General features: G+C 54.2%; 20 protein-coding genes. 3 read left to right on the top strand and 17 right to left on the bottom strand.

The genetic code is table 11. The features are described from left to right. Positions 1 to 47 precede the first annotated feature (47 nt). Entirely contained in the window at positions 48 to 1,622 is a 1,575-nt protein-coding gene (locus NYE74_RS32460) for a hypothetical protein (RefSeq protein WP_341005530.1), read from the bottom strand. 165 nt (positions 1,623 to 1,787) lie between these two features. On the opposite strand from NYE74_RS32460, the gene NYE74_RS32455 reads away from it, so the two are divergent. Next, positions 1,788 to 2,198 carry a hypothetical protein gene (locus NYE74_RS32455; RefSeq protein ID WP_036624842.1) on the top strand — a complete coding sequence of 137 codons (411 nt, stop codon included), beginning with the start codon at positions 1,788 to 1,790 and terminating at the stop codon, positions 2,196 to 2,198. Next, positions 2,195 to 3,262: a phosphodiester glycosidase family protein gene (locus tag NYE74_RS32450; RefSeq protein WP_341005529.1), complete on the top strand. Its 1,068-nt coding sequence runs from the start codon at positions 2,195 to 2,197 to the stop codon at positions 3,260 to 3,262. The genes NYE74_RS32455 and NYE74_RS32450 overlap by 4 nt, the downstream gene beginning before the upstream one ends. Before the next feature lie 448 nt (positions 3,263 to 3,710). Here NYE74_RS32450 and NYE74_RS32445 read toward each other — a convergent pair whose 3' ends face one another. The 9 genes from NYE74_RS32445 to NYE74_RS32405 form a co-directional block, all read right to left on the bottom strand. Then, positions 3,711 to 3,956, bottom strand: a complete 246-nt coding sequence (locus NYE74_RS32445; protein ID WP_036624848.1) for an AbrB/MazE/SpoVT family DNA-binding domain-containing protein — start codon at positions 3,954 to 3,956, stop codon at positions 3,711 to 3,713. 88 nt (positions 3,957 to 4,044) lie between these two features. Then, the gene (locus NYE74_RS32440; RefSeq protein ID WP_316561513.1) at positions 4,045 to 4,605 is read right to left on the bottom strand and encodes a maltose acetyltransferase domain-containing protein; all 561 of its coding nucleotides are present in this window, start codon (positions 4,603 to 4,605) and stop codon (positions 4,045 to 4,047) included. Positions 4,606 to 4,610: 5 nt separating this feature from the next. Continuing rightward, positions 4,611 to 5,075, bottom strand: coding sequence for a tRNA (uridine(34)/cytosine(34)/5-carboxymethylaminomethyluridine(34)-2'-O)-methyltransferase TrmL (trmL, locus tag NYE74_RS32435; protein ID WP_124331685.1), 465 nt, complete (start codon positions 5,073 to 5,075; stop codon positions 4,611 to 4,613). 194 nt (positions 5,076 to 5,269) lie between these two features. Beyond that, positions 5,270 to 6,358: a 3-phosphoserine/phosphohydroxythreonine transaminase gene (gene serC, locus NYE74_RS32430; protein WP_036624856.1), complete on the bottom strand. Its 1,089-nt coding sequence runs from the start codon at positions 6,356 to 6,358 to the stop codon at positions 5,270 to 5,272. A gap of 635 nt (positions 6,359 to 6,993) precedes the next feature. After that, complete coding sequence (locus NYE74_RS32425) at positions 6,994 to 7,875, bottom strand: hypothetical protein (protein ID WP_316561514.1); 882 nt, start codon at positions 7,873 to 7,875, stop codon at positions 6,994 to 6,996. 96 nt (positions 7,876 to 7,971) lie between these two features. Beyond that, the gene (locus NYE74_RS32420) at positions 7,972 to 10,707 is read right to left on the bottom strand and encodes a GH36-type glycosyl hydrolase domain-containing protein (protein WP_341005528.1); all 2,736 of its coding nucleotides are present in this window, start codon (positions 10,705 to 10,707) and stop codon (positions 7,972 to 7,974) included. Positions 10,708 to 10,740: 33 nt separating this feature from the next. Further along, positions 10,741 to 11,577: a carbohydrate ABC transporter permease gene (locus tag NYE74_RS32415; protein ID WP_124331686.1), complete on the bottom strand. Its 837-nt coding sequence runs from the start codon at positions 11,575 to 11,577 to the stop codon at positions 10,741 to 10,743. Position 11,578: 1 nt separating this feature from the next. After that, positions 11,579 to 12,472 (bottom strand): carbohydrate ABC transporter permease, encoded by an 894-nt coding sequence (locus NYE74_RS32410; protein WP_036624860.1) that lies wholly within the window; start codon positions 12,470 to 12,472, stop codon positions 11,579 to 11,581. Between the two features lie 115 nt (positions 12,473 to 12,587). Further along, a complete protein-coding gene (locus NYE74_RS32405) occupies positions 12,588 to 13,952 on the bottom strand; it encodes an ABC transporter substrate-binding protein (protein ID WP_036624861.1) in 1,365 nt (454 codons plus the stop codon). A 477-nt stretch (positions 13,953 to 14,429) separates the two neighbouring features. Here NYE74_RS32405 and NYE74_RS32400 point away from each other — a divergent pair, with 477 nt between their 5' ends. Then, a complete protein-coding gene (locus NYE74_RS32400) occupies positions 14,430 to 15,428 on the top strand; it encodes a LacI family DNA-binding transcriptional regulator (protein ID WP_036628566.1) in 999 nt (332 codons plus the stop codon). 396 nt (positions 15,429 to 15,824) lie between these two features. Here NYE74_RS32400 and NYE74_RS32395 read toward each other — a convergent pair whose 3' ends face one another. The 7 genes from NYE74_RS32395 to NYE74_RS32365 form a co-directional block, all read right to left on the bottom strand. Beyond that, the gene (locus NYE74_RS32395) at positions 15,825 to 16,742 is read right to left on the bottom strand and encodes an IS1595 family transposase (protein ID WP_341005527.1); all 918 of its coding nucleotides are present in this window, start codon (positions 16,740 to 16,742) and stop codon (positions 15,825 to 15,827) included. Between the two features lie 616 nt (positions 16,743 to 17,358). Then, positions 17,359 to 18,783 (bottom strand): type I glutamate--ammonia ligase, encoded by a 1,425-nt coding sequence (glnA, locus tag NYE74_RS32390; protein ID WP_036624862.1) that lies wholly within the window; start codon positions 18,781 to 18,783, stop codon positions 17,359 to 17,361. Positions 18,784 to 19,034: 251 nt separating this feature from the next. After that, positions 19,035 to 20,078 (bottom strand): 3-deoxy-7-phosphoheptulonate synthase, encoded by a 1,044-nt coding sequence (aroF, locus tag NYE74_RS32385; RefSeq protein ID WP_124331689.1) that lies wholly within the window; start codon positions 20,076 to 20,078, stop codon positions 19,035 to 19,037. Between the two features lie 414 nt (positions 20,079 to 20,492). Further along, positions 20,493 to 21,269 (bottom strand): CAP domain-containing protein, encoded by a 777-nt coding sequence (locus tag NYE74_RS32380; RefSeq protein WP_036624864.1) that lies wholly within the window; start codon positions 21,267 to 21,269, stop codon positions 20,493 to 20,495. A gap of 109 nt (positions 21,270 to 21,378) precedes the next feature. Then, entirely contained in the window at positions 21,379 to 22,338 is a 960-nt protein-coding gene (locus NYE74_RS32375) for a 4-hydroxy-3-methylbut-2-enyl diphosphate reductase (RefSeq protein WP_036624865.1), read from the bottom strand. A 183-nt stretch (positions 22,339 to 22,521) separates the two neighbouring features. Next, positions 22,522 to 23,979 (bottom strand): sensor histidine kinase, encoded by a 1,458-nt coding sequence (locus NYE74_RS32370; protein WP_036624866.1) that lies wholly within the window; start codon positions 23,977 to 23,979, stop codon positions 22,522 to 22,524. A gap of 1 nt (position 23,980) precedes the next feature. Continuing rightward, positions 23,981 to 24,670 carry a response regulator transcription factor gene (locus NYE74_RS32365; protein ID WP_036624867.1) on the bottom strand — a complete coding sequence of 230 codons (690 nt, stop codon included), beginning with the start codon at positions 24,668 to 24,670 and terminating at the stop codon, positions 23,981 to 23,983. Between the last annotated feature and the right edge of the window lie 5 nt (positions 24,671 to 24,675).

Here is a 24,675-nt window from a genome sequence, read left to right as displayed (position 1 = left end):
GCAGCGTTGGCGGCGCGTCGGCCCCCGGGGCGCGGAGATGGGGCGTGTCAGCCCCCGGAACGCGCCGTAAAGCCGGCGAGGGCGGCGGCGATGCGCGCCAGCCCCTCGCGCAGCCGCGCTTCTTCGAGCGCGGCCACGGTGAGCCGGATGCACCCGTCATCCGGCTCACCGGCGCAGCACAGCGTCCCCGGCAGGAACGCTGTGCCCTCCAGCAGCGAAGCGCGCAGCAGCGCTTCGCTGGAGATCCCGGCGGGCAGGCTGACCCACAGGTACAGCCCGCCGCCGGGATCGGCCGCGCGGGCGCCCCGCCAGGCGGGCGCCCGCAGCAGCTCCAGCGCGAGCATGCGCCGCGCTGTGTACGCCGCCGCGGCTGCGGCGGCATGCCGCGCGGCTGCGGGCGACGCGAGCCAGGCGCGGAGCCGCCCGGCCCTTGCGGCCACGGCCCGATCGCCCGCGGCCCGCACGGCCTCGCTCCATTGGCTGGCCGGGCCCGCCGCCGGCAGACCGCTTCCGCCGCCGCTCCCGCGCCCCGCTTCCCGCCGCAGCTTTTCCATCACCTCCGCCTCGCCGCGCAGCCAGGCCAAAGGCAGCTGCGGCAGAAGCGCCCGCTCAAACGAGCCGATGCCGATCACCTTGGCCCCGGAAATCCCCGCCATCTGCCGCAAGCGAAGCAGTGACTCGCAGCCTTCCGGCACCGCCGCTTTCAACATTTCGCCTTCCGGTACCATCGCTTTCGGCATTTCGTTCCCCAGCACCGCTGCGCTCGGCGTTTCACCTCCCGGCACCGCCGCCAACTTCTTCTCCGCAGCAGCAGCCCCCGTTTCCGGGACTTCCGGAGCTTCAGGAACCTGCGGATTTTTGAATAACAGCGCAAATGGCAGCGCCCCTGCCGTATCGTCCTCCACGAGCGGCAGCCCAAGCTCTGCGCTCAGCGCAAGCAGCGCCAGCTTGCGCTGCCGGCTCCACACCCGGCCGGACGGATTCGAGAAGTGCGGCGTCACATACGCCAGGGCAGGCTCCCCCCCGGCAGGCTTGCCCCCGGCCAGCCGCGCCTTCCGCCGCACATCGTCCGGCAGCATGCCGTCCCCGTCGCACTCCACCGGGACGGCCCGCAGCCCGAGGCGGCGCATCAGCTCGAGCGCCTCCGGCGCGGCGGGCGTCTCGACCAGCACGGCCCCGCCGCCGGGAACCAGCGCCCGCAGCGCCAACTCAAGCGCCCCGTCGGCGCTTTCCGCAAGCAGCCACTGCCGCGGCTGGAGCGCCTCTCCGCCTTCGCAATTGGCGTAAGCGGCAGCCAGCCAATCCACCAGCATACGCTCCGCCGCTTCCTCCGCCTGCACGCCAGCCGCGCTTTCATCCTGCGGAATGTTTTCTTCATTAAATATATCTTTATCATGTGCCGACTGTTCGTCCGCCCGATGCTCCCAAGGTTCTTCTCCGCAGAGCGGTCCTAATTTCTCATCACGGCTGCCGCTTCCCCCGTCCCCGTGCGACCCGGCCAACCCGATCAATGTTCCGTTTTCCAGCCGCTCTTCGGCTTCAAGTACAAAAGCAGGCGGCAATCTTCTCCTTAACATCTCAAGCCAGAGGTTCAGGTGAACTCCCCCTTTCCGCTCCTTCATTTACGGCGATTGTACCCCAGGACAAAGTTTCCAGACAACCGGCGCCGGCAAACAAAAAAAGATGCGCAAATTGGCATATTTTCTCTAAATCTATCCTTTTTGCGATAAAAATGTCGCCGTGTTAGAATGGGTACTGCGAATAATAGTTTTTGAGGTGATCATGTGATGTCTTATTCTACGGAGCCTGCAACCGTCACCGAACCGATGCGCCCCCGGAAAAAGCAGAGTCCTTCCGTAGCTTTGATTTTGCTCGTCTGGGTACTGTTGATCGGCGCCGGGGCCGCCGCCGCCTATTTTTACAGCAATCATTTAAAGCAATCGATGGTCGCGCAGCTGGACGCCAAATGGCAAAGCCAAACGGAAATGATGAAAGCCGACTACACCTCGCAATTGACGGCTTTATCGAAAGAAGTCGAAGAACTGCAGAGCAAAGTCGATACGTTTAATGAACTGCTTGAATTTACGAAGGACAACACCAGCGAAAAAACGGACAACAGCAACAAGCTGTATACTCAACTGAACGAGGTCAAACAGCAGCTGGCCAAGCTTCAGAAACAGATGGGTCTGCTCAAATGATTACGCCGTTAAAACGAGTCAACCGTTTTTTTCTGCTGGCAACCGGTCCTTTGTTTGGCCTTCTGATCGCCCTGCTGATCAGCGGCCCCCGTATCGAATGGAACAGCCCACCCGGCGATATTACGCCGGAGGCGGATATTTTTCAGACGACTGGGGCGATTTCCCGCGGACTTACGCAGGCGCAAGCGAACGCCAAAACCACGATTTCGTCCATTCAAAAAACCGCCGAGCTGTACCGCAAAACGACCTCGGCGATGAGCACCATCGTGAAAACGGCCAAAACGTCGGCCGGAATGCCCGCGACGATCTATAACCGAAGAATCACGGCCAAGCTCGGAACGCCGTACGAAACGGTCCAAAGCGACCGGATTCGCATCGAGTTATACAAAGTCAACCCGGGAACCTACCGGGGCTACGCGATGAAGGTTAAGCTGAAATCTCCGGACGCGATGACAATGACGCTGGGCAAAGACATGCTGGGCGGTTCGGAAACGACCAAACAAGCCGCCCAGCGCTACGGCGCCGTGGCCGGGATCAACGCCGGCGGGTTCGCCGATTCCCGGGGCAAACGTTACCCGTTAAGCACGACGATCGTGGGCGGCAAATATGTAAACGGGTTCGAAGCCACCTACAAGGATTTGTTTTTCGTCGGTTTGAGCAAATTCGGCAAGCTCATCGGCGGCAAGTTTGAGCGCAAAGAAGATTTGGACAGGCTGGAGCCGATGTTCGGCGCTTCCTTTGTCCCCATCCTGCTTCAGGACGGCAGGAAAACGGCAATCCCGGAAAAATGGCGGTCCTCGCCTTTACGTGCGCCGCGTACCGTGATCGGCAACTACAAGGATGACCAGCTGGTCATTTTGGTCATCGACGGCCGGAACGAAAACGGAAGTTCCGGGGCAACGCTGGAGGAGCTTCAGGCAAAATTGCAAAAGATGGGCGTTCAGGACGCCTATAACCTGGATGGCGGCGGTTCTTCGTCGCTCGTCGTCAACGGCCGGGTGGTGAACAGCCCGTCGGACGGTGCCCTGCGCCCCGTGCCAACCCACTTCCTGTTCTTCAAATAGCACAAGCAAACCACAATCATCTTCGTCTATGAAAAACATCACATTTTAGCATTTATTTTTAAAGTATAGGCGGGTATAATAAGAGCAGAAGTTCAACGTGGAGGTGTTCGGGTTTGTCTTTCTCTTTGACGTTCTGGATTATTACCCTGGTTATGGTTATGTTTGTGTGCGGGATTTTGACTGCGGCTTATAACGACGATAAAACAAAAGGTCTTTAATGAAGACAAGCGCCCATCGGCGCACATTCCAAGAAGAAAGACCGCGGCAAGCGGTCTATTTTCTTATGGCCAGGCAGGCGCGTTTGATCGCCGCTTGTCCAAGCCCACCGCACGTTTGCTACCAAAATAAATAAGCCCCCTTACGGGCAGCTCATTTATTTTGCGATCCGCCGCGGGCCGCCTCCCCTTATGGAAGGAAAGGACTTCCCGCGGCTATCAGGTCTTTGGTTTTAGGACAACTGGTTCATTTCGACCAAACACTGATTGCAAATGGAGCGATCTTTAAAATCGCTCACGTTTTCCATCGATCCGCAGAACACGCATTTCGGACGGTATCTTTCCAAAATAATGTGATCTCCCTGTACCAAAATCTCGACGGGATCGCCCTCGTTCATTTGATATCTTTTGCGCAACGACTTGGGTAAGACGATTCTTCCCAGCTGATCCACTTTACGGACTACACCAGCAGGTTTCATAAAGGCACACCTCTCCTGAAAAAAATTATGTAAAAATAGAACCAAATACCTAATCTATTTTATTTCGCTATCATTTTCAGGATTCCTGCTAAATTTCAATTGTTTTAATTATTTTGGCAGGATTTCCTCCAACCACCGTGCCGGCCGGCACATCTTTCGTAACGACCGCACCCGCGGCAATGACCGCGTTATCGCCGATCGTCACCCCGGGAACGATCACCGCCCGGCCGCCGATCCATACATTGTTGCCGATTTTGACCGGCTTCCCGAATTCCGCCCCGGAGTTGCGTTCGGCCGGATTCAGCGGATGGGCCGCCGTATAAATATGAACCCCCGGCGCCATAAAGCAGTACTCGCCGATATGCACCTCGCATACGTCCAGAATAACGCAGTCGAAATTGGCATAAAAATGATTGCCGACATAAATATTCGTGCCGTAATCGCAGCGGAAGGTCGGTTCGATGTAAATATCGTCGCCGCAGCTGCCGAAGAGCTGCTTCAAAATACCGGTTCTCCGCTCCCGTTCATCCTCTTGTGTGGCATTAAACTCTCTGGTCAACCCGCGAGCCCGCAGCCGTTCGGCAACGAGCGCGGGATCGCTGGCGTCGTACCAATCGCCGACCAGCATCTTCTCTTTTTCCGTTTTCATCACATCTACTCCATTCCCGGAAAATCAAGCTGCCGCAGCGCCTCATACACGATAATCGCCGCGGAATTGGATAAATTCAGCGAACGGACTTTATCCGTCATCGGCATCCGCATCACGGTATCGGGATGCGCCGCCAATATTTCCGGAGACAGCCCTTTCGTCTCTTTCCCGAACACCAGAAAATCCCCGTCCTGAAACGAGAAATCCGTATACCGTTTGTCCGCCTTGGTGGTCGCGAAGAAAAAACGGCTGCCCCGGTATTTTTCCTCCACTTCCTGAAAGGAATCGTGGTATTCAATGTGGACCGCGTACCAATAATCCAGCCCGGCCCGTTTTAAAGTTTTGTCATCGGTACGAAACCCCAGCGGACGCACCAGATGCAGATGGGTCCCCGTCGCCGCGCAGGTTCTGGCGATATTCCCCGTATTTGCCGGAATTTCCGGCTCCACCAGCACAATATGCAATGCCATGAAACTAACACCTCGTCCAATTTGTGAGTCTGTCCATCCTCGGGCAGCGCTTGTTCCATTATAGCAAATCGGCCGCCTTCTTTCAGGTGCGGGAACCGAAAATAAAAGCTCCACCACCGTCAAACCATGCGATGATGGAGCCGTATTTTGCGATGGCCCTAAACAGCGGCCAGGTCCGCCAGACCGAGACCCGCTTAGCCGTGCGATTTTTGAAAATGGTCCATAAATTCGACCAATGCCTTGATGCTGTCATACGGCACGGCATTGTAGATCGAAGCGCGCAGACCGCCGACGCTGCGATGGCCTTTGAGCCCGACAAAACCAGCCTGCTCCGACTCTTTGACAAACAGCTTCTCCAGTTCTTCGGAAGCGAGGCGGAACGTAACGTTCATCGTCGAACGGCTGCCTTGCTCCACACAGCCCCGGTAAAATCCGCCGCTTGCGTCGATCGCTTCATAGAGAAGACCGGCTTTTTGCTCATTTTTTTGCTCGATGCCTTGCAAACCGCCTTGTTCTTCAATCCATTTCAATACTTCGTTCACCATGTAAACGGAGAAGGATGGCGGGGTGTTGTAGAGCGAGTTGTTTTCCGCATGGGTATCGTACCGGAACATCGTCGGCAGATGCTTCGGCGACTCGCGGAGCAGTTCCTCGCGGGCGATTACGACCGTTACGCCGGACGGGCCGAGGTTTTTCTGGGCCCCGGCATAAACCATGCCGAACTGCTTGAGATCAAACGGACGGCACAAAATATCGCTCGACATATCGGCAATCAACGGCACGCTGCCGGTATCCGGGAACTTCCGGAACTGTGTGCCTTCAATCGTCTCATTGGACGTGATGTGTACGTACGCCGCGTTATCCGGAAGCTTCAAGCTGCCTACATCCGGAACGGACATATATTTGTTTTCCTCCGAGGAGGCCGCGATAAACGTCTCGCCGATGAGCTTCGCTTCCTTAATCGCCTTGTTGGCCCAGCTTCCCGATTTCACGTAACCGGCCGTTTTGCCTGCGGTCAGAAAGTTCATCGGAATCATCGCAAACTGCGTGGAAGCCCCGCCCTGCAGGAACAGCACCTGATAGCCGGATGGGCTGCCCAACAGCTTCAAAAGGCGGCTGGCCGCCTCGTTATGAACCGCTTCGTACACGGCTCCGCGGTGCGACATTTCCATAATCGACATGCCTGTTCCGCGAAAATCGACAAATTCCGCCTGGGCGCGTTCCAGCACTTCCAGCGGCAGCGCTGCCGGTCCGGCGTTAAAGTTATAAGCTCTGTTACTCATTGCTCCCCATCCCTTTCCCTTCCATGGCTTGTATGGTTCGAAGTTTTAGATAAGGATTATCATATCAACTAAACCGCCGCCCAGCAAGCTGATATTTCGCAAAAATTCGCCAGTTTACAGAAATGACACATTAATGCTTCATTTTAATAAAGACATAGGCTGTGTTCGTGTATGGGTGTCCTGCATGCCGCTTTGCACGATTATCCCCTTCGTTCAGGGGGGTCAGGGGGCTTAATGTACGGAATAAATAAAAAGAGAGCAGGAAAAAATGAGGCGGTTGCCCCATTCCTTCCGTCAGGTCTGCTTCACTTCTTCTAAACCTCTTTCACCTAAACCCGTCTAATGATCTCGAACATGTCTACTTCTCCCTAATCCGTCTAATAATCTCTAACAAATTTGCTTACCCTAAATATATCCGCTTCACTCAAATATATCTTCTTCTTTTGAATTTATCTTCTGCTCTGAATTTATCTACTTCTCTGCTTCCTGATCAAATGGGATAATCGTGCAAAGCGTCCGGACAGTGGATGTTGATCCGCCGACCACCCCGCCAACCAACCCACCGGCCTTCCCTGTCAAGCGCTGATTATTAGGTTAGTTAAGCTTAAAAAATGCCCTTTTTTTGCCTGAACCACCTACATCGTCTGAAAAAACTCGTAGATCCGGGTCCAGGTCTGCCGCTCACCCGGAGCGAGCTTCACTTCCACGAACATCTCCGGTGAAACAACGTGCCCCTTGCCCCATACCGCTGCTGCGGCCACGGGGAGCTTGCTGCGCTCGCGAACTCCCAGGCCGCTGGGCCGATGAACCAGTTCCCAGAGCCACGGCTGCTCCGCTCCGTCGACCCCCGGCAGGCGAAAATAAAAATCTTTCTCCGGCTGCCGCTCCCAGGTAACTTCGTTGCCGCTGAACGCAAGCCCGTCCAGCGTACCGGGGTCATCGCTCAGGGGTGAAGGCGCAAACGGAAAGCGCAGCACGTAGTCCGGGCCAATCGGCTCGCCGTCAATCCCGAAGAAATTGTGGCAATACTCATCGGTAAGAACTGGTCGGGTGCCAACGTTATCCAGCTCAACGCTCACGCTCAGACGGTTTTGCTTGATAGCGACGGTTTTTACGAGCTGCACGGCGTAACCGCGGCAGTCTTCAGGCAACACAGTAAACGCAACGCTTTGCGGCCCCTGCTGCTCAGTCATGATGGAAAACGGTTCGGCCTCATAATCGCGGAAAAATTGATAAGGCGCCTCGTCCGGGCGTGTCAGCAACCCGACGCCAAGTTTGGGAAATTTCCCGCCGCTCTCCGCTTCGTCATAGCCAATGGTTTGCGCGATCCCGAATTCGCTGCAAAGCCCTATGCCTCCGGTTCCTTGACCGGGAACCAGGCTTTCCGGAACGCAAAACGTATGGCTCGCGAACCGGACGCCCGTAATAAAGCCGCTCCAGTCGAACCGCGTTCCCCGGTATTCCCCGGGGTCCGCGATATCAACCGCAAGCAGCTCGTTATTCAGTTGATAAGCCATGCGATCATTACCTTTCTTGAGCTGTATAAGTTGAACTGTTGATTGTACGGATCAGGGCAGCCTTGTGAAATGACCCAACCCCCGTATTTCTTTAGTTCAACTTATATTGCGGCCAAGCGTAACGATCAGTTCGTGAACACCGTCGGCGGGCAAAGCTTCGATCAGCGAACGGCCGATCAGACAGCCGGCCCCATCGTTTTGGCAATCTACGCTTTGACCGTTCAGGCTGACGGAATCCACCCGGTACTGGCCGTGTTCGGCCGCCTGCGGATTGCGGTAAACGACGCGCAGCATGCGCCCCGCGAACAAGGTTTCGACCGCCGCTTCGCCGGAACCGTCAAACTGCGCCTGCACGAGCTTCGGCTCCAAACGCAGGTCGCCGAAGCAGCCTTTGACCCCGTAAACCTCGGTAAGCTGCGTCAGCAGCAGCCAACTCGCCGATCCGGTCAAATAGGTGTACATCCCCCGGCCGCGTTCGTTGATATACTCGGGAACCCCCGGATAAATCCGGCTGTTCTCGAAATCGGCGGACAGCCGGTAGATGGAGTCGAGCACCTCGAACCCTTCCTGCACGAACCCGCGTTTATACAGCGCGTTGGCGTACATGACGGTCATGTGGCTGAACATCGCGCCGTTCTCTTTGTGGCCGAAAGCGAAGCCAAAGGCCCGGCCGAGGTTTTGCTGGATTCCGCCGAAGCGGGAATTCAGCCGGTAGCCGATCCGCTCGTCCTTCAAGTAGCGGTTTACCGCTTGCGAGATGTTCTCCGTCTGTTCGTCCGTGGCGACGCCGCCCATAATCGCGAACACCTGCCCGGTTAACGTCATCCGCACGCCGTCCGGATGATCCCCCTCGACGCGTTCGCCATCGTTGTTGTAATACCCGTTGAACCAGGCGTACCCTTCTTTGCTTTGGATCCATTCGCTCCCGCGCAGATGCGCTACGGCCCAATCCGCTTTCCGCTTCAAATCCTCGGCCACCTTGCGGATGTCCAGCAACAGCTTTTTGCCGCTTACGCGCGGAGTGACGGCGTCGTAATAGCGGTCAAGCAAGCTCCGTTTTTCCTGAATGCTGTCATAGGAAATCGGCTTCCCGAGCGTATCGAGCAGCAGGGCCATTTCTTCGGCGATGTCCAGCGAATCTTTTCCGGTGCGCTTCTGCAGTTCAAGCAGCAGCTCGGACAGCTCCATCAGGTTGCTGGCGTAAAACGCCGTAAACGCCACGCTTTCGCCGCGGTCCGGGGCCAAATCGAGCCCGTCGTTCCAGTCCGCGCCCTCCAGCTTGATGTTGCCGTGATCGCCGACATTAAAGAACGGAACGATATTTTGCAGCAAAATATGCTCCAAAATCGTGCCCTCATAAATTTGTCCGTCCGCGGTCAGCAGCTTGTTCCCCTGCTCCGGCGTCCAGGAGGCGTCGCGCTCGCGGCACCGCTTGACGAATACGTCGCGGAAATAGCTCTGCGGCTGGAACAACAGGTCCAGGTCCCCGCTTTGATGGAGGTACAGCAGCGTCGTCATCAGCGGCCAGGCGCCATGATCCATCCATACCCGCGGGATGTTGTTGCGGTCGGCGACGAATTCCCCCGGCCCCGCGCCGATAATCGTCGCGTTGCTGCCGTCCATCCGCACGCCGGCGTAGTTGTTGAGCAGCAGATGGCGCACTTCCGCCGGCTCCATTACCATCAGCGCCAGGCAGTCCTGCCACAGGTCGCGCCAGCCTCTGCCCCCGCGTCCGTAATCGTGATACGGCAGAAACGAATTGCCGTAAAGCCGGCGTAAAATCGGCTGCAGCGTCACCCATTTCATCCATAAATCCTGCTCACCGTCCCCGGAGCTGAACCGGACCGTATCCAATTTGTCCCGCCAGTAGGCCCGGTTTTGCTCCAGCAGGGCATCAAACCGGCCGGCCGCCAAATAATCCGCCGCGTACCGCCCGACATCGATCCGGTCCCCCGAAATGACCATGGCCACGACATAGGAGACGGACTTACCCGGCGCTAATTCCACCGGAGCGAAGCGCAGCGCGCCGACGGCTTCGTAGCCTTCCACGGCGGCCCCCGCCTGCGCATCCGGTTCGCGGTTCGCGACGACGGCCTCCGGCCAGTCCAGCGCCCCGCCTTCGCCGATAAAATCCTCCGTCACCGGGAAAAATCCGGCGGGCGCCGTTCCGCCAGCTTCAGCGCCAAACACGCCGTAAGTGACCTTGTTGACGCGGTGGCCCCGCTCGTCAAAGGAAAGCGCCGGCTGCACTTCAATGCCGTACTCCGACGTAAATATCCGATGCAGCAGCGATGTGACGTGGCGGTGATCCCGCAGATCGTCGGCCGAACGCCCGTACAGCGGAATCGCCGCCGTCGGCGTCAGCTTAAGCGGAGCGTTCCCCGTATTGGTCAGGGTCACCCGCATCAGCTCGATTTTATCGTCCGTTACCGGAACAAAGCTGACCGTCCTGGCCTTTAGTCCGGCTTTTTCGTTGTCGCGCGTCACGGCATGCCATAGGAACCCCGCCTCCACCGCGGAGCGCTCTTCTTCGCCCGTAAACCGCGCCGCGTTTTGTCTCGCGGAGTTGCCGCTGACGGACCATGCCCCGTATCCTTCGATAAACACCCAAAAGTTCCGCGATGCCTTGGAATTATGCAAACTTTCCGCCGATACGGGCTCCATCAGAAACGTGTTGTGTCCCGAAGTGATTTCTCCGTGCAAATTCGGGGTCACGGCCGACATCATCCCCGCCTCGTTGACGAGGGGAAAATACAAATAGCTGTTATGTTCTGGCTGCTCCAGTCTGAACTCGCCTTGCTCCCCTTGAAACTTCCAACCTTTTTGTCCCATTTGCGCTTCTTCCTCTCTCTCTTTAGTCCGCATTTAAGATTTCACGGCCCCGGCAAGCGCGCCGTCCACCAGGTATTTTTGAATAAAGGTATAGAGCAAAATGAGCGGAGCCGCCACGATCGTAATCCCGCACGCCAACAGCGGCCAGTTGTTGCCGTATTGGCCCTTGAACTCTTTCAAGCCAAACGTAATCGGATAGTTCACTTTGCTCGGCAAATACATGATCGGACCGACGAAATCGTTCCAGATCCCGATTGCCGTAAGGATGACGCCTGTCGCAATAACCGGCTTCATCAGCGGCAAAATCATTTGGAACAGGTACCTTGTATAGCCCGATCCGTCCATGCCCGCGGCTTCGTCCAGCTCGCGGCTGATCGATTTGATGTAGCCGACGAACATCATGAACACGACGCCCGTACCGCTCGTTTTCAAAATGATATAACCCAGCTTCGTATCGTAACCGAAGAAATCCAGGCTTTCTTTAAAAGAAAGCATCAGCTTATATTGGGCGACCATCGGATTCGGGAGAAATTGCGACAGCAGGAAGAACAGGTAGATAAACCCGCTCCATTTGACGTACCCCCGGGCTACCGGAAACGCGCCGAGAATGGATACGATGATCGTGAGCACCGTAGCCGCCCCGGTATAAAGCACGCTGTTCAGAAAATAGCTGGCAAAATTGCCCTCGGTCCAGGCGCTGACATAGTTGCTCCATTGGGCTTCCTTCACCATTCCGATCGGATTCATCAAATATTCGGGATACGATTTCAGCGAAACGTTAAGCACCAAAATTAACGGCACCACGTAAAGGACAAGCAGCACGGCGATGACGGCGTAAGACAGAATCGTAAATGAATTGGATTTTTTCATTTTAATATTCCACCTCTCTCTTACGCGTCTGTCTGACGGCCACGATAACGAACACCAAAATGATCAGGAACTGGACCACGGACAGCGCCGATGGCAAGCCCATTTCCAGACTGCCGCGGAACGTTTCCTTATACACGTCGTAAGCCATCGTTCTGGTGTTGAACTTGCCGTCCGTCGTGGCGAGGATAATATCGAACGTGGACATCGCCCCGATGATCGAAAGCAGCATATTGACCGTAAAAGACGGGGCGATCAGCGGGAACGTAATGTTCTTAAACGATTGCCAGCGGTTCGTACCGTCGATGTACCCCGCTTCGTACAGATCTTTTGGCACGGATTGCAGGCCGGCAAGAAAAATCAGCATTGAATAGCCCATGTACATCCAGATTTGCACGAAAATAATGTAGCCGAACGCATGCGTAAAGCTGGAGAAAAACATGTCTTTATATCCGAACAGCGATTGATACAGCATGTTAACCGGCCCGCTCATCGGGTCGAACATCATGCCCCAAACGAGCGCGACGACAGCCACCCCAAGCACGACCGGAAGAAAAAACACGGCCCGGTAAAAATAATCGCCGCGCAGCCGTTGGTTAATCAGCACAGCCACAAACAACGCCACTCCGTTTTGCACGATGGTGACGATAAACATGAAAATTAACGTGTTTTTGATGGAAACCCAGCGTTCCCCGGAATTTCCGGCAAAAAACAAGTCTTTATAATTATCGAGCCCGACGAAGTTCATGGAGCTGCCAGGGATGTTTTTCACATCCGTAAACGAATAAATCACGGTCAACACCGATGGTCCGAAATAAAAAACGACGTATAACGCCAGCGGAATCAACAGCAGCAGAAAAGGAACGTAACGGGCAAAGCCTTTTCCAAATGGGTACATCTCTCTCACCTCTTCAGATCCAAATCAAATAAAGGATCGGGGCCTGACGAGCAGACCCCGAGGGCAGTACAGTATGGTTGTTTTCTTTCTATAGATTCAGGCAGAAACCTTAGGCTTACTTAGGCGCTGCGGCTTCCCATTCTTTTTGCTGGACGTCGGCCAGTTCCTTCGCGGTTTTAAATGCTCCGCCCGGAGCCAGGTATTCCGTATGCACGCCTTCGGCCGCAAGATGTTCGCCGACGTTTTCGCGGTTGATCATCATAATCTCGTAAGCCAGCTCAAAATCGCCAAGGTATGGAGTCAGCTCCTGGTCGATAAATTCGCTTTCCGTCGAGATGTTGTCCTGCGTCGGAATAAAGCCGGCGGCTTTGACGAATTTGGTGTAATTTTCAGGCTGGGAGAAAAATTCCATCCATTTGAGGGCCCCTTCTTTGTTCGGTCCCTTTTCGGCAACGTACCAGGTTACATCGTACTTCCCTACGAAAGAAGCGTTTTTCGCGGCGTCTTCCGTGGCCGGAAGCGGGAAATATCCATATTTCAAATCGGGATTCGCGGTTGCGATCGTCGGAGCGTCCCAAGATCCGTCCGCCAGCATCGCGGTTTTGCCCGCAGCGAAAATCGACGGTACGGAAGCATAGTCGATGCCCATAAAGCCATCGATCATGTAATTGTCTTGAATCGTTTTCGCTTTTTCCAGCACTTCCACGGCTTCGGCGTCATTAAACGCCGTTTCGCCCTTCCAAACGCCTTCGATCCATTTTTGCTGATCGCCGCCGCCCAAAATTTTCGACTGCAGGGCGAATACCGGCAGCTTCAGCGGCCATACGTCTTTACCGGCGACGGCGATCGGCGTGATGCCTTTCGCTTTCAGGTCATCGCAAAGCTTGATGAATTCCGACCAGGTTTTCGGTACGGAAAGGCCGTTTTCTTCAAAGATTTGTTTGTTGTAAAACAGGCCGGACATCGCCACTTTGCCGGTTGGAATCGCATACACCTTGCCGTTGTAAGTTCCGGCTTTTTCAATGTCGTTTGCATTCCAGTTCTTGACGAACGCCTGGTCCGACAGATCGGCGATCAGACCGGAATCGATCCATTGCTGCCAATCCGGCGTTTTCGCTCCGGGCGTCCATTCTTGCGGGGAAAGTCTCATCCCGGACAAGTCGGCCAAAATATCAACATCATTCGCCGTGATTCGCGCTCTTTGCGCCTGCTTGTACTCGTCGTCAGGGCCGGTCGTCGTATATTCAATCTTATATTCCGGATATTTTTCCTCGAACGCCTTATTGATCTCTTCCATCGCTTTGTTAATGTTTTCTTGCTTCCAGTGCAGAATCTTAATGACTTTCTTCTCCCCGGATGCTTTGCCGCCTTCGCCTCCGTTTGCCGGAGCCGTGCTGCCGCCATTGCCTCCTCCGCCGCAAGCAGCCAGACTAAGCGTCAGCGCACCGGCCAGGATCAAGGCTGAAATTCTCTTTACCATGCTGTTACCCCCTATTAAGGTAATGATTTTGGACTATCGATTCGGTTTACCTTCCCGATTTACGCTGTGCACTGAAGTTTTTCATAATTTTCGTAAAACCAGGCCATTTTAGAGAATTTCGGGATGAATTTACCGAAAGCGGTTTCGTCAAAACACATTATTGCATCAAAAATTTGCTTTGTAAAGGTTTTTTTCGCGATTCGCAAAAACCTCGTTCCGACGCGGATCAGACGCTGTATTTATCGTCGAATAGTCCATTTCCGGCCTTAGTATGCTTCGTTTTTCCCATTTATTTCGAGTTGTCTTGACTCCGTTTCGCAATTCCTTTAAACTAATCACGAAACCAGTTTCGTAAATGTTTCGCCATCGATTTCTTTAATAGTCTTGAGTATCTCATTAAGATATACTAATTCCAAAATGTTCTTTTATTGTAGGGAGGGCTGCTTTTTGGCGGTCAATATTAAAACAATCGCGGAAATGGCCGGAGTATCGGTATCGACCGTTTCCAAAATTATTAATAACTATAGCGACATCTCCGAGGAGACAAGAACGAAAGTTCTCGAAATTATGAAGCAGACGGGGTATATACCTTCGAATTCAGCGAAAACGCTGGCTACAAAGAAGTCGAACCTGATCGGCGTTATTTTCGCGGGCAAACTCAATATCGATTTTACCCACCCCTTCTTTATTGAAGTGCTGAACGCGTTCAAGAAGCAGATGGGTTTTCTGGGCTATGACCTTCTGTTTTTCTCCAACGAGAAATTCCACTCCGTCGACGGCGATTATTTGGCGCGCTGCCGGCATTTCCAAGTGGACGGATGCATCATCGTCACCGGTCAGGAGGTCGAGCCGTCCATCAACGAGCTGGATCACAGCGAAATCCCCTGCATCGGCGTCGATATTCAACTAAACGGCAAAAGCTCAGGGTACATCATGTCCGATAACTACAAAATGTCCTATAAAGTAGTGGAGCATTTTTATTTGCTCGGATACAGAGATCTCGGATATATCGGCAGCACGCTGGAATCGGACATTTCCAATATGCGCGAACAAGGGTATAAGGACGCGATTGAAAGCTTCGGCCTCCCTGTCATGGAGCAATGGTTTGTCAACGGGGACAATTTCTTCGAGTCCAGCGGCTATGAAGCCATGACCCGGATAATCCAATCCGGGTCCTTGCCGCGGGCCGTTTTTGCGGCCTCGGACCTGCTGGCGATCGGGGCGATGCGCGCTTTGAAGGAACATGGGTTTCACGTCCCCCAGGACATCGCCATCATCGGCTGCGACGACATCGAAGCGTGCAAATACACGACGCCAACCCTGTCGACCATCCGGCAAAACAAAGACAAAATCGGCAGGCTGGCCGCTTCGCTGCTCTACGACCTGATCAACAGTCAATCCGAGACGAGCAATGTTGTCGTGGAGCCCGAGCTCGTGATTCGCGAGTCCTGCGGAGGCAAACCCGCCGTGCTTTAAGGCGAACAGGTTGGAATCTCAACTTTCGCAGAGCAAAAATCAGCTTGAGTCCCTGAGCTGAAGGTGTTCAAAGAATTAAGAGTGGCAAGAAACACGAAAGGGCGTTGAACGCTTCAGGATAGGGAGGTGGGGGAGGTGGAGGACGGAGATCAACACTCCCTATCCGGAGACTTTGGACGATTATCCCGTTTGATCAGGTAGCTAGAGAGAAAGGCAAGCTCGGAAAATATTTGGTGAAGAAGCAGATAGGTTCGAGATAATTTAGACGGGCTTAAGAGAAGGAAACATATCATATTTAGGTGAGGTGAAGCAGACCGGATAGGAGATCAAGACAGGAAATCAAGGACCATTAAGTTGATCTGCATCAAACTCCCCCTACCGTTTCCAGCGTCTCGATCAGGCTGCAGCAGCCGCAAGGGGCTGGTTCGGTTGGCGTGCGATCAGCTTACGGTAAGGGATCGCCGGAATCGCCACACACATTTGCAGCAACTTCTGCCGCATCGTTTCTTCCGCTCCGGGCAGTCCTCCTTGCAGGCGCAGCCGGCGGCGTACGGTGTACTCGTTCAGGTACGCCTGCAGATGCTTCAGTCCCAAGGCTCCATACGTACTCTTCAGCGATTCCCATGCCTCTCTCACCACTCTCCGCAAGGGCGCATACAGCCGAAAGGCCTGAGGAAACAACTGTACCGCCGATGTATGGACATCCACATGCCCGCTAATAAAAGCGGTTAGATCGTGACGGTTTGTCATTTTCCCGTCCCCCCGCTTATGCGGCACCAGGCGGATTTTGACCTGCTCCGGCTCGCCCGACTCCGTTACCGTGCAGCCGGCTACGACCGCCGAGGCGTACGGATGCGAAAGCTGACACCGGGACGGATTACGTCCATACTGATCGCTGTTCACCTTCACCTCTCCGGAGAGCAGTTCCCGGGCATCGAACTCCCCCACGGCATGACGTATTTTGTGCAGCATCGACCAGGCGGTCTTGTAGGTGACCCGGATCACCTGGCGCAGCCGCAACGCTGAGATGCCGCCCTCAAGCAAGAACAAATCCAGGGCCTCGAACCACTTGAGCAAGGGCACCTTGGCTCCTTCAAAAATCGTGCCGACCAAAGGCGATGTTTGATGCTTGCATTTTCCGCACTCGAACAAAGGGATATGCCGGGAGGTCAGACGGCTGCACCGGGTGTGAGCGCAGCGCGGGCAGACGAAGCCGTTTGGCCACTTCATCGCGATCAGCGCCTCCAGGCAGGCCTGCTCGCTGTTAAACCGGCTGCTGAATGGCTGAAGTTCTGTTCCCGCATTGACCTCCATGTTCACTCGCCCCCGAATCAAGGATATACGAACATAAGTTCCATTTATTTCATTATACCAAACATGCGTTCCCTTATCAAGCCGAAAATCTCACCTGAACCACCTCATTTTTTCCTTATCTTTTTTTGTTTTTTCTTCTCTTTTTTTGGAACCCTTGACTTGCTTTAGCCCCCCCTGCTCCCTGGACGAAAGGGATAATCGTGCAAAGGCAGGTTGCAGGCAGGAACACCAAAGACACGAACCCTTTAGACAGGCCCCCTCACCTGGCGTCGATTTGTGACACAGCTCGAAACGGCCACGGTGCAAAAGGTAGATATACTAACCCCACCGGATCGTGACGTCTCTACATCGTTTACGCTTCCATAGTTGCTCGACTTGATCACCGAAGCAGCCCAAAATACCGGGAAGACATTGTCCGCCTTAGATTCAGCGTCAACTCCGGCAATGGATTGCTGCTTTACCCCAGCTAAATCAAAGCTTGTCTACGCCGATTTTTTGCTGCGAAAGTTGAGTAATAAATTTTATAAATATTTAAAAGGCCATCCGGCGAAGGTGATTGATAACCTTCAAGGGATGGCCTTTGGATTATTTTCTATTTATATAGTAGCAATACTTCTTACAGATCGTAATAAAGTCCAAATTCGTAAGGATGTACTCTTACGGCTACCGCTCTTGCTTCAGCGCGTTTCAATTCGATGAAGTTCTCGATGAAGGCTTTCGTGAATACGCCGCCTGCCGTCAGGAACTCGTTATCGGCTGCCAGTGCGTCCAGCGCTTCGTCCAGGGAGCCCGGTACGCTGCGGATGCCGGCTTTTTCTTCGTCGGACAATTCATAGATGTTTTTGTCGAACGGTCCGTAGCCCAGTTTCACCGGATCGATTTTGTTCTTGATGCCGTCCAGACCGGCCATCAGCATCGCGGAGAAGGCCAGGTACGGGTTGGCCGTGGAGTCCGGCGTACGGAACTCGATCCGGCATCCTTTCGGCGTTACGGCCGCTACCGGAATACGCACGGCCGCCGAACGGTTGCCCTTGGAGAATACGAGGTTCACCGGCGCTTCAAAGCCAGGCACCAGACGTTTAAACGAGTTCGTGCTCGGGTTCGTGAACGCGATGATCGCAGGAGCGTGGTACAAGATGCCGCCGATGTAGTGCAGCGCCGTTTCGCTCAGGTTCGCGTACGCCCCTTTATCGTAGAACAGCGGAGTGTCGCCGTTGAAGATCGATTGGTGCACGTGCATGCCGCTTCCGTTGTCGCCGAACAGCGGTTTCGGCATGAACGTCGCGGTTTTGCCGAATTGAGCGGCCGTGTTGTGCACGATGTACTTATAAACCATCAGGTTGTCGGCCGTTTTCAGCAGCGTGTCGAAACGGAAGTTGATTTCCGCTTGGCCGGAAGTGGCCACTTCATGGTGGTGGCGTTCTACGCGGAGGCCGGCTTCCTCAAGCAGGCGGCACATTTCACTGCGGATGTCCTGCTGCTTGTCGGTCGGAGCCACCGGCACGTAGCCGCCTTTGACAGGCACTTTGTAGCCGAGGTTTCCGCCCTCTTCGGCGCGTCCCGTATTCCAGATCGCTTCCTCGGAATCTACCGAGTAGAACGTTTTATTCATACCGCTCTCGAAGCGGACATCGTCAAAAATGAAAAACTCGGATTCCGGCGCAAAGAAGGCTGCGGTTCCGACGCCGCTTTGCTTCAGGTATTCCTCGGCCCGTACGGCCACACTGCGCGGATCTCGTTCGTAACGCTCGCCGTCCGGCGTATAGATATCGCAAAACACGTTCAACGTCGGATGCGCTGTAAACGGATCTACGAATACGGAGCCGTGGTCCGGCATCATAACCATATCGGATTCTTCGATACCGCGGAAGCCGGGGATCGAAGATCCGTCGAAAGCAACGCCGTTTTTGAAAGTATCTTCATCCACTTCTTTGGCAGGAAGTGTGATATGATGCGCGCGTCCCGACAAATCAACAAAACGAAAGTCTACCCATTCGATTTGCTTTTCTTTGATTGTTTTTAAAACGAACTCTGCTGACATTACGCTTTCCTCCCCAAATCACGAACATTAAATCTCGTTAATGCGATTAACGTTCATCCTTTTGTTTTATTCTGTGGTTCATTATAGGTCTATTGGGGCCGCTCGTCAATACTTATGTAAGGTATTTTTATATCTCATGTAAGGTATTATTACAACAAGTACAAATTATCCGACAAAAAGTATAAAAACCCCTTCGCTGGCGTGGCGAAAGGGCTGCCCATTATTGGCAAATACTCCAAAACATTTGTAACTTACAGCTGAAGCGCAGCCTTCGGGGTATCAAACCGTTTGCCGACAAGCGGAGCCAGCTTCTCCAAATCTTGCAGCAGGGCCGCAAACTGGTCGGGGAACAACGACTGAACGCCGTCGCCCGTCATCGAATTGTCGGGATCGGTGTGCATCTCGATAATCAGGCCGTCCGCTCCGGCCGCCACGGAAGCTTTGGTCATCGGCTCGACCAGCTCGCGCCGCCCCGTCCCATGGCTCGGATCGGAGATAACCGGCAGGTGGCTAAGGCTTTGCAGCACCGGAATCGCCGACAAATCGAGCGTATTGCGCGTATACGTTTCAAATGTACGGATGCCGCGCTCGCACAACATAACGTTCGGGTTGCCGCCGGCAAGGATGTACTCGGCCGCGTTCAGGAACTCGTCATAGGTCGCGCTGAACCCGCGCTTCAGCAGCACCGGCTTGTTGCATGTGCCGAGCTTGCGCAGCAGGTCAAAGTTTTGCATATTGCGCGTCCCCACCTGCAAAATATCGGCGTATTCCGCGCAGACGTCGACGTATTCCGGCGTCATGACCTCCGTGATCGTCAGCAGGCCGTGTTTTTTGCCCGCCTCGGCCATCATGACGAGGCCTTCCACGCCGATGCCCTGGAAGCTGTACGGGCCCGTACGCGGCTTAAATGCGCCCCCGCGCAGCACCTGGCCGCCGGCCGCTTTGACGAGCCGGGCGATTTCGTCGATCTGCTCGGGAGATTCCACCGCGCAAGGACCGCCCATCACGACCAGCTCCCCACCGCCGATGGTTACGTCGCCGATGCGGATGACCGTGTTTTCCGGATGGAAATCGCGGCTCGCCAATTTGTATGATTTTGAAATTTTAATGACATTTTCAACATCCTTCATCTGACGGAGATGCTCGGACAGCTTCGGTTCAATCGTCCCGATCAGGCCGATCACCGTATGGTCCTTTCCGCGCGATACATGGGCCTGCAGCCCTTCCTTTTCAATCACGGCGACAATTTCCTGGATACGCTCTTCCGGCGTCTGTTTCGAGGTAATTACGATCATCTTCATACATCCTTTCATGATTAAGGGGGTAGTACAAAAAGTCATCTTTTGATCACGCCCTATAATGGCAGGGGCCTGGCGTGAGTACGACAATGATAATTAAGAAGAATAAATTTGCTCTTTCACTTAAACGCTTGTTCGCTTTTAAGCTTTTATCCATTAAAGCAACTATAGCCGATTATCTCCCATCCGTCAAGCCTAAAGGTAACTTATAGATTTATTCGCGAAATGCAAAAGTACAGCGTATTTCCGACTCTCCTGCCGAATAATCCCAAAACAGATGTACTTTCGGGTTTTGCATTTCAATCGCTCTACCGTCCATATTCCTATTATATTAAACCAAACCTTGGCGTAAAAAAATAGAAGGCGCGGAGATTCTCTCTCCAGCCTTCTATCATACACCGCTAGATTAACTTATCTGCCCACAAATTCCTGTGCCCAGTAGCCGTTGTAGTATCCGACCCCGATCAGGTTGTAGTTGGCGTTCAAAATGTTGGCGCGGTGGCCTTCGCTGTTCATCCAGGCGTTGACGACCTCTTGCGGCGTTTTTTGCCCCATAGCGATGTTCTCGCCGGCATAGCTGTACTTGATGCCAAACTTCGTCATCATGTCAAACGGCGAGCCGTAAGTTGGCGAGGTGTGGCTGAAGTAGTTGTTTTGGCTCATATCCTTCGCCTTGGCCAAAGCCATGTTGTTCAGCGCGGAGTCGCCGGTGAGCGCCTTAAGGCCCTGTTTCGCCCGCTCCTGGTTTACCAATTTGATAACCTGGGTAGCAAACTGCGATTTGTCCGCCGTCGTTCCTGCGCCCTGCTGAGCCGAAGAACCGGAGTTACCGGTAGTTCCTTTTTGACCGGTTCCGCTTTGTGTATTTCCGGATTGCTTATTTCCGGATTGCGTATTGCCCTGGGGAGTTCCGGTTTGCGTTTTTCCTGCGTTCGATCCGCTGTTTGGATAACCTGTTACCGGCTGGGAACCAAAAAATAAATACCAAGGAATCGTATAATAGCTTGTCCAAGAATTATCAGAGGAATTATCCACATTCACTGTATAAGTTTTATAAGTCGTATTAGTCCGGTAAGTCGTCGTATCCGATGCCGATGCCGCCGAAGCCGTAGCCGGAACGATCAGAGCTGCGGCTACGAGCGCCGTAATGCCGCCGGATACCAACCGCTTCATTCTATTCGATTTCATGCTGTCATCTCCTTAGTAGTTTTTCGGTTACAATTTTGTAACCAATCTACTAGGAGTATAACATGAGATTTGCGGGGTTGTGACCCCGCAAATGTTGGAAATCGAAACGCTATTCCTCCCTGCTGCGGGCGGCGGCTTTTACCGGAGGCAGCAGCTTTTTCATGTTCACCGTACGGACGATGTCCCAGGTAGCCGGATTTTCCGGATCATATTGCTCCAAATAATGAATGACTTCCTTCGTAATCGGCGTAGGCGTCGAAGCGCCCGCCGTGACCGCTACCTTCCGGACACCTTGCAGCCACTCCCGCTTGATCTCCGTGACATCGGCGATCCGGTACGCCTTCACCCCGGCGATCTCCTCGGACACTTGCGCGAGCCGGTTGGAGTTGTTGCTGCGCGGATCGCCGACGACGATGACCAGGTCCGCCTGCCCCGCCTGTTCGGCGACAGCTTCCTGGCGCACCTGCGTCGCCAGGCAGATCTCGTTGTGCACTTCCGCTCCCGGGAACTTCTCCAGCAGCTTTTTCATGATATGCTTGATATCCCACTGGCTCATCGTCGTCTGATTCGTAATGACGATCTTGTCCGCAGCGACCTGCAAACCTTCGATCTCTTCCTCTTTCTCAATCAGATGGACATGCTCCGGAGCTACGCCGACCGCGCCTTCCGGCTCGGGATGGCCTTTTTTGCCGATGTAGATAACCTCGTATCCGTCCGCCACTTTTTCCTCGATCAGCACATGCGTTTTCGTCACATCCGGACAGGTGGCGTCAACGGTCGTAAGCCCTTTGTCCCGGGCTAATTTCCGGACCTCCGGGGACACCCCGTGGGCGGTAAAAATAACCGTCCCACTCTCCACTTGCTCGAGAATCTCCATCCGATTAGGCCCATCCAGCGTAATAATGCCTTCGTCTTCAAACGACTGCGTGACATGGCTGTTGTGCACAATCATGCCCAATATATAAATCGGCCGCGGCAGATCCAGATTTTTAGCCGCCTGTCTGGCCAGCACCATCGCATCAACGACGCCGTAACAGTAGCCGCGCGGCGAAATTTTGATCACTTCCATAACTTTATCCCTGCTTTCTGGCACCCATATTTCCTGACGGAGGGAAGCAACTCTATTATAGCGTGTTCAAAAGTCCGGTTTTCAGCACCGAAAGACCCTGCTGAATTCAAGATTCGATGCCGAGTTTCTTCTTGATTCACTTCGTGATCAAAAGCGGACTTTCTGAACTACCTCTATTATAGCTTATTCCAGCAGGCCGTTAAAGCTTGCAGGGAGCCAGATGACGAACGTCGTGCCTTGTCCGAGCTTGGTCATGACCTCCACCGAGCCGCCGTGCTCGTCGATGATCCACTTGGCGATGGACAGGCCAAGACCCGTGCCCTGGATCACGCCGCGGGAAGGGTCAGCGCGGTAGAAGCGCTCGAAAATATGCGGGACCTCGCTGCGGTCCATGCCGATTCCCGTATCGGCAATGCGGATGCCGATTTGGTCCCCGGAGCGCAAAGCGTCGATGGTGACGCTGCCCTTTTCGGTATATTTGAAGGCATTTTCAATGAAAATAAACAGCATCTGCTGCAAATAATCTTTGCTTCCCGCCACAACGGCGCCAGCCAGCGCATCCAGATTGCCGGTAATCCATTCGGCCTTGCGCGGCAGAAATTGGGCGCGGCGAACGACCTCCTCCACTACCGGCTGCAGCATGAGCGGTTCCTTGGCCACCGTTTGCCCGGCGTCGGCGCGCGCCAGCGACAGCATATCGTTGACCAGCCGGCTCATCCGTTCTGATTCGGCGGAAATGTCGCTGACCGCCTCCACGGAATAGGAACGTATCCTTTCTTCTTCGGCGGGATCGTGTTTTTCCGCTTCCTGGCTCCACATCTTTTTCAGCAAATCGACATTGCCGCGAATCGTGGTCAGCGGAGTCCGCAGCTCATGGGAGGCGTCGGAAACGAAGCGCCGCTGCGCCGAATAAGCTTCCTCCAGTTCCTTATAAAATCCCTCGGTACGTTCAAGCATGCGGTTTACGGTGCCGATCAGGCGGCCGATTTCGTCGTTCGGTCCGTCGTAGTCGATCCGTACGCTCAAATCGTTCCCCGTCTGAATCCCGTTTGCGGCTTCGATCACCTTCCCGATCGGCGCCATCGACTTGCGGGCCAGGAACAGTCCTAGCGAACTGGCGATCACAATCGTAAACAGCGAGCCGAATAAGATGACGGTCCGCATCTGCTTCATCAGCCGGTCTTCAGCGTTCGTATCCGCAGCCAGCTGAAGCAGCCCAACGATGGTATGATCGTTAAGCCCAAGCGCTCTTTCGTACAGCATATAGGAGTTTCCGTTTATGGTAATCGGTTGAAATTTACCGTTTTGGATATCTTTCATCTCGGGGATGGGAAAAGAAATCTTTCGTTCTCTCAAGCCGGGAGAGGTGCGGTATGTTCCAATGACATAATTGTTAAGCTGCCAAAATATCCGGGCATCCTCCAGCCGGATGATTTGATCGGGGTCGAGCTGCATATCCCATCCCTGCGTGACCGTAATGTTTTGTGTTTTAAGTATCTGGTCCGCCTGCTCGATGACCCTATTTTTTACTTCCTGATACGTATTATAATAAACCAGCCCGTATATCGAAGCGCTAAACAAAATAAGCGTCACGGCCAATATGCCGGTATACCATGCGGTCAGCCGCAGCCGGATCGACATATTAAGCGTCTCCTCTCAAAATGTAGCCGGCGCCGCGGATCGTTTGGATAAGCCGCTTGCCGCCATGTTCCTCCGTTTTTTGGCGCAGCATGGCGATATATACCTCCAGCACATTGGATTCCCCGCTGTAATCGTATCCCCAGATTTTATCCATAATTAAGTCCCGGGTCAGCAGCCGTTTCGGATTTTGCATGAACAGGTGAAGCAGTTCGAACTCTTTGGCCGTTAACTCCAACCGATTCCCAGCCCGCACCACTTCGCGGGAATCTAGATCCATGACGATATCCTCAAAAATCAGCCGCTGACCGCCAGCCTCCCCGGCGCTTTCCTTGCGCCTAAGCAGCGCCCGCACCCGGGCCAGCAGCTCCTCCAGAGCAAACGGCTTGACCAGGTAATCGTCCGCGCCGATATCGAGCCCCTTCACCCGATTCTCGACCTCATCCTTGGCGGTCAGCATCAGCACGGGGACCGTACTGCCTCCTTCGCGCAGCCTGCGGCATACTTCAAAGCCGTCGACCTTCGGCATCATCACGTCCAGAATGATCAGGTCGGGGTCGGCCGTCATGATCATGGACAGCCCTTCCGCCCCGTTATGCGCCGTATATACGTCATATCCCTCAAACGCCAGGCCGCGCCGCAGCATGGACGTGATTTTTTCGTCATCATCAATAACCAATATTCCCGATCGCACTTATG

The organism is Paenibacillus sp. FSL P4-0127 (genome assembly GCF_038007325.1).
Taxonomy (GTDB): Bacteria; Bacillota; Bacilli; order Paenibacillales; family Paenibacillaceae; genus Fontibacillus; species Fontibacillus macerans.
Note: the sequence above shows the minus strand (reverse complement) of the source record. Positions and strands in the feature narration are given on the sequence as shown.

What these genes read in the sequence shown, in the direction of transcription:
- NYE74_RS32460 (WP_341005530.1), bottom strand. Translation starts at nt 1,622, where the DNA reads ATGAAGGAGCGGAAAGGGGGAGTTCACCTGAACCTCTGGCTTGAGATG.
- NYE74_RS32455 (WP_036624842.1), top strand. Translation starts at nt 1,788, where the DNA reads ATGTCTTATTCTACGGAGCCTGCAACCGTCACCGAACCGATGCGCCCC.
- NYE74_RS32450 (WP_341005529.1), top strand. Translation starts at nt 2,195, where the DNA reads ATGATTACGCCGTTAAAACGAGTCAACCGTTTTTTTCTGCTGGCAACC.
- NYE74_RS32445 (WP_036624848.1), bottom strand. Translation starts at nt 3,956, where the DNA reads ATGAAACCTGCTGGTGTAGTCCGTAAAGTGGATCAGCTGGGAAGAATC.
- NYE74_RS32440 (WP_316561513.1), bottom strand. Translation starts at nt 4,605, where the DNA reads ATGAAAACGGAAAAAGAGAAGATGCTGGTCGGCGATTGGTACGACGCC.
- trmL (WP_124331685.1), bottom strand. Translation starts at nt 5,075, where the DNA reads ATGGCATTGCATATTGTGCTGGTGGAGCCGGAAATTCCGGCAAATACG.
- serC (WP_036624856.1), bottom strand. Translation starts at nt 6,358, where the DNA reads ATGAGTAACAGAGCTTATAACTTTAACGCCGGACCGGCAGCGCTGCCG.
- NYE74_RS32425 (WP_316561514.1), bottom strand. Translation starts at nt 7,875, where the DNA reads ATGGCTTATCAACTGAATAACGAGCTGCTTGCGGTTGATATCGCGGAC.
- NYE74_RS32420 (WP_341005528.1), bottom strand. Translation starts at nt 10,707, where the DNA reads ATGGGACAAAAAGGTTGGAAGTTTCAAGGGGAGCAAGGCGAGTTCAGA.
- NYE74_RS32415 (WP_124331686.1), bottom strand. Translation starts at nt 11,577, where the DNA reads ATGAAAAAATCCAATTCATTTACGATTCTGTCTTACGCCGTCATCGCC.
- NYE74_RS32410 (WP_036624860.1), bottom strand. Translation starts at nt 12,472, where the DNA reads ATGTACCCATTTGGAAAAGGCTTTGCCCGTTACGTTCCTTTTCTGCTG.
- NYE74_RS32405 (WP_036624861.1), bottom strand. Translation starts at nt 13,952, where the DNA reads ATGGTAAAGAGAATTTCAGCCTTGATCCTGGCCGGTGCGCTGACGCTT.
- NYE74_RS32400 (WP_036628566.1), top strand. Translation starts at nt 14,430, where the DNA reads ATGGCCGGAGTATCGGTATCGACCGTTTCCAAAATTATTAATAACTAT.
- NYE74_RS32395 (WP_341005527.1), bottom strand. Translation starts at nt 16,742, where the DNA reads ATGGAGGTCAATGCGGGAACAGAACTTCAGCCATTCAGCAGCCGGTTT.
- glnA (WP_036624862.1), bottom strand. Translation starts at nt 18,783, where the DNA reads ATGTCAGCAGAGTTCGTTTTAAAAACAATCAAAGAAAAGCAAATCGAA.
- aroF (WP_124331689.1), bottom strand. Translation starts at nt 20,078, where the DNA reads ATGATCGTAATTACCTCGAAACAGACGCCGGAAGAGCGTATCCAGGAA.
- NYE74_RS32380 (WP_036624864.1), bottom strand. Translation starts at nt 21,269, where the DNA reads ATGAAATCGAATAGAATGAAGCGGTTGGTATCCGGCGGCATTACGGCG.
- NYE74_RS32375 (WP_036624865.1), bottom strand. Translation starts at nt 22,338, where the DNA reads ATGGAAGTGATCAAAATTTCGCCGCGCGGCTACTGTTACGGCGTCGTT.
- NYE74_RS32370 (WP_036624866.1), bottom strand. Translation starts at nt 23,979, where the DNA reads ATGTCGATCCGGCTGCGGCTGACCGCATGGTATACCGGCATATTGGCC.